At 65.3% G+C, this 447-nt stretch carries 1 protein-coding gene; it reads left to right on the top strand.

Annotated elements, in window-relative coordinates:
* Nucleotides 1–447: biotin/lipoyl-containing protein (locus EN884_RS38190; RefSeq protein WP_348633008.1), on the top strand; the 447-nt coding region annotated here is incomplete at both ends.

Below are 447 nucleotides of genomic sequence, written 5' to 3'. Positions count from 1 at the left end.
GTTGAAGAATGAGGGCGACAAGGTCGTCGCCGGCGACGTCATCGCCGAGATCGAAACCGACAAGGCGACGATGGAAGTCGAGGCCGTCGACGAAGGCACGCTTGGCAAGATCCTGATCGCCGCCGGCACCGAAGGCGTCAAGGTCAACACACCGATTGCCGTTTTGCTGCAGGACGGCGAAAGTGCCGGCGATATCGGCAAGTCCTCGGCTCCCGCCAAGGCGGAATCACCGGCAAAGGCAGAGGCTCCAGCCGCGGCGGAGGACAAGGCGGAGGCCGCAAAACCGGCTGCCGCGCCGGTGGCTGCTGCACCGAAGACGGAAATCGCCGCCGATCCGGACATTCCGGCCGGCACAGAGATGGTCTCGACCACGGTACGCGAAGCGCTGCGCGATGCGATGGCCGAGGAAATGCGCCGCGACGGCGATGTCTTCGTCATGGGCGAGGA

Source organism: Mesorhizobium sp. M7A.F.Ca.AU.001.01.1.1, from assembly GCF_004022735.1.
Classification (GTDB): Bacteria; Pseudomonadota; Alphaproteobacteria; order Rhizobiales; family Rhizobiaceae; genus Mesorhizobium; species Mesorhizobium ciceri.
Note: the sequence above shows the minus strand (reverse complement) of the source record. Positions and strands in the feature narration are given on the sequence as shown.